This window comes from Vibrio sinaloensis DSM 21326 (genome assembly GCF_000189275.1).
In the GTDB taxonomy this organism is placed as follows: Bacteria; Pseudomonadota; Gammaproteobacteria; order Enterobacterales; family Vibrionaceae; genus Vibrio; species Vibrio sinaloensis.
Genome location: NZ_AEVT01000097.1, coordinates 1 through 3,893 on the forward strand (window position 1 = coordinate 1; position 3,893 = coordinate 3,893).

The following is a 3,893-nucleotide window of genomic DNA, read 5'->3' on the forward strand; positions in this document are numbered from 1 at the left end:
TGGAGAGAAAGCGGGCGATGTGATCAAGACAGAGCGTGGTAAAGGTTATCGGTTCATTGGCAACGTGGAGTCTTTGAGCGGTAATGAAGAGGAGAGCGATGCAGTAGCACTAAGCAGTAATCAAGAGTCTAGTGAGCCATCTAACCAATTATTGTTTCTCGGTGTGTCTTTCGACCTGTGTAAAAAAAATTGGCTCACTTACTATTTAGCGTCCTTGCTCATCAGTATAGGGTTAGGTTACTTAACCAGTTTTGTTATCGCCAGCTATCAGGAAAATACTCGCAGTAAATCTTTTGCTTATGACAATTTTGAAAAGTGCCTGTATGAAAACCCTACCACACTGGAAGTGATAAATTTGGCTCCAGCTAAAGTCATTACCGCTAACGGTATATCGATTGCTTATAACGAGATGTATCAAGCATTTAGTTTTCCAAATACGTTACTGGAGCAATACTGTGGATAAAAAAATATTGTTTGGCCTAGCATTGGTTGGTTTTCTTATTGGCGATCTTATTTACCCTAACTCTTCTAGTAGCCCTCATGGTAAATATATATCGAATGCGATCTCTTTAGTTAAGACACCTAATAGAAGTAATCCTATATATATTTCGTTTCATTTTGAATTGGAATTGTTTAACAGCGATAGATATGAACTGATGGCATTGACACCTAACCAGAGTGGTACTTTTACATCAGGAAGCTACGTTTACAACGAAAATGAAATCTCTTTTATAGAAGCAAATCACGATGCCTTTTATGATACTCGGATAGATATCCCTTTCTGGGAAAAAGTTTTGATTTCACCGAATACTCTAGGAGGTGATGAAAACTTGATTTTTCCTATGAATGATGTGGAAAAGAGCTTTATTCTTTTCAATAGAAGGTCGGCTTACTTAATGACTCGAACATAGAATATTATTTTGCCCACCTAGTGACGATATAGCCCTTGCAACTGCCGGTTTACAAGGGCCTTTCTTTTTCTGGCTATTATCCATTGGGTCTTCGGCAATCGTTTCCAGCAGTTTCTGCGAAAGACCGTTAATGCTTTTTTAGGTTTCTGGCGGGGCTTTGCTTATTCTTAAATGAGGTTTATTAAGGTTATTGTAATCGTCGTTGCATGCCACTGTAGCTATCATCACGCGTTCAATTCCCACGCATGCAGATATGTTTGGGACACTGAATTGTTGAAATATGGTATTGCAACATGAAACACATACGAATAATGAACAAAACGCCGATTATTATAAGCTTGGCGATAGCGCTAACGGGGTGTAATGGTGAGGGCTCAGAGGCTATTGAGCAATCGAATCAATATGTCATTCCTTCCGAGGCCCAAGTTGCCTTGACCGAAAACTATGCAGCCGTCAATTTGGAGGGTTACGTTGAGTCATCTAGCGGGGCGCAGTTAACAGACCTCGCCAGCTTATCCTCAGATGAACTCTGTGCTTCTGTCGCCATTAATGAAGGTACTTTAACGTTTGATACTAGCTATGAACTCGGCTCAGGTTGTGTACTTAGGTATTCTGTAGTAAACAGTGAGGGGTTAGCTAATGCAGAAATTGCTCATATTAATGTGAGTAAATCAATCACGGGTATACCTGACTTTGTTGACACCATACACGCTAATGCCACGGCTTCAGGCGTAGCGATAGAAGTTGATGTTGCTAACGCCGCTAATTTTCCCCCTGACTTTTCGATAGACGCGAGTGACATTACGGTTGATGGCTTTGGCGATGCCACCGTGTCGCAAGGGACTAAGATTGAATTCACGCCAACGGAAGATAGTGGAGTCAGTGTCATCTATTACACGGCCCATTCCGAGCATGCTGATTATGAGGATGTCGCTGTTTCAGGACAAATTAGAGTTGCTACCTCGGTGAGCGGGACCAATACGCCTCCAAACGTGCCTATTACTTATGATATTGGCGATAAAGAAATTTACCAAGCGCAGGTCATCGACATGTCGACACATATATCCGATGTCGATGCGCAACAGTCGTTGCAAATAGTGGATATCAGAAGCGACGCTTTCACTCACGTTGCGGTTAACGCAACCAATAGCTTAGCCTTTGATGTCCAAGGAACCCTACCAGGGCCTGCGGTATTTTCTTATACCGTGACCGACCATAATGGTGGATATGCTACCGGGGAAGTCACCGTTAACTTTGTACAGCGACAACAGCCTGGTCATACTTCAGATCATACAATTTATTTTTCAACCCCGGTATTGGAAAGTGAGTATAGAAGGGTGATGAACCAAACACCTCCAGAAACTCTAATTGATCCATCAAACAACTATCACCTGGCTGCTTATACCTCTGGTTCAGGCCCGGCGGAAGATGATGACTTGTTTATGGAAGCGTATTGCCAAGCGATTGGTATGAGAACGCCAGCCGAAAGTGAAAGCCTCTATATTTACCAAGATTCCGGTAACATCGCGAAATCGGGTAACTGGGCGGAGGCCAGTACGTACGCGACTCTAGGAGGAACTGATATCTATCCTATCGATTGGTTTAGTTACAGCTCTGGTAGTTCGGGTTCTAATATTACCAGTCGAGCATTTTTCTGTGTTTCTGGGACTAAGCCTAATACGTCCCCTGAAGTAGTCGATACCTCAGACAGCGTTGAGATATACAACCCAAAAAGTATTCCTCTAAGCATCAGCGATCCTGATGGAGACAACGTTGTCATCGCACAAGTCATCACGCCAGTTGGTGTAGACGCGACCATCAATGGAGCCAATATTGAGGTAACAGCTCAAACAACAGGGGAACACAATATTCTCGTCGTGGTGGAAGATGATCCTGGCTTGCAAGCCTCTTCAACGGTAGTGGTTAATGCTGAGAGGAAAGATGTTCCTGATATTACCCCCATTGCTTTTTTCACCCCTCCGGTTACCCAGTTTGAGGCTGAACAAAATGGCACTCATGTTATTGGCACAAAGCTAAATGATTTAGGCTACCCAATGGCGAAAGTGACATCTGATGATGCAATTAACTATTGTCGCAGCAAAGGGATGGAATTGCCGTCCGTTGCGATGATAAGAAATTGGGAGTTGGCGAATGGGTCACTGAATGATGTGGTCGCTGCCAATGACACTATGTTTGGTGTTTGGGATGACCAAGCCAATTATAAAGAGTACAGACTGTCAGATGGCACGTTAGAAAATGGTAACGGTGAGACATTTGTCATGTGTGCCGATCATCCAAGAGGTGTTGTTTATAGTATTGTACCGGACGGTAATATGACAATTAGTCAGACTACTGAGCTAAGCGTCAAAGCAACCAATAAAGCCGCTGACTATGAACATAATATAGACGTCAATAAAGGTGTGCTTGAGTGCTCTCCGAACTGTGTTGTCAATGGCGCCTTTGTAACCCCAAATGAGCCAGGGCCATTGAGCGTAAATTGGATAGGCCCTGGCGATATAGAAGTGATCGATACGTTAGATGTTGCGCCAATCGATGATATCGAACTAAGCGTATCTGCGGATGAAAATCATATTGAGTGGTTTGATACTTCCCCACAAGGCTCCTCCAAACCGCGAGTTAAGGCAAATGGTATTAAAGTGTTGAGAATACCAGTAGATGTATACAACTCAATGTTATACAAGGATCCTTACGCGAGTGTAGAAACGATTGTTGAAGGGATTCATAACAAAAAAAGTTATGTTTATGAAACTTTGAGCCTTGTAAAGCTTACTGATGGCAGATGGATCCAAAACGGCGATGTGATGGAACTTAAAGACGATACAAATGTTACCGCTGCTTCAAAAACTCCTATATCTGATGGTTACGAGATTACGTATCACATCAAAGTTCAGCTTAGATATTTAAGTACTTATTATAGAAAGGAGATTGAGTGGATACGAGTTAAAGAAGGGAAGGCTCTAT

At 42.7% G+C, this 3,893-nt stretch carries 3 protein-coding genes; all 3 read left to right on the top strand.

The annotated features are described in order from the left end of the window. The coding region (locus tag RH45_RS23460) for a hypothetical protein (RefSeq protein WP_008079646.1) at positions 1–463 on the top strand (463 nt) is incomplete at its 5' end. Continuing rightward, entirely contained in the window at positions 456–911 is a 456-nt protein-coding gene (locus RH45_RS17425) for a hypothetical protein (protein WP_008079648.1), read from the top strand. The genes RH45_RS23460 and RH45_RS17425, both read left to right, overlap by 8 nt. Positions 912–1,204: 293 nt before the next feature. Continuing rightward, positions 1,205–3,893: Ig-like domain-containing protein (locus RH45_RS17430; protein WP_138956422.1), on the top strand; the 2,689-nt coding region annotated here is incomplete at its 3' end.